Genomic DNA, 281 nt, shown 5'->3' with positions numbered 1-281 from the left:
AAGGCGCTCGATGCAGAGATGACCGAGCACTTGGGGCATGAGAAGCACGAGCCGGTGGCCAACGGTGCTGGCAACACCCGCAACGGCCGCAGTCGCAAGACGCTCAAGGGTGAGTTTGGTGAGCTGCCTATCGAGGTGCCACGCGATCGCCAAGGCACCTTCGAGCCCAAGCTAATTCCGAAGCACCAGACCCGTTGGAGTGGGTTCGACGACAAGATCCTGTCACTGTACGCACGAGGGATGACCGTGCGCGAGATCCAGGCACACCTGGAGGAGATGTA

At 60.9% G+C, this 281-nt stretch carries 1 protein-coding gene; it reads left to right on the top strand.

The window, feature by feature from the left end; translation table 11 throughout:
* The coding region (locus ACVOL0_RS20425) for a transposase (RefSeq protein WP_481550635.1) at window positions 1-281 on the top strand (281 nt) is incomplete at both ends.

Source organism: Stenotrophomonas sp. STEN021, from assembly GCF_056760175.1.
The sequence above is the reverse complement of the archived record's forward strand: the minus strand, read 5'-3'. Positions and strand labels throughout refer to the sequence as shown.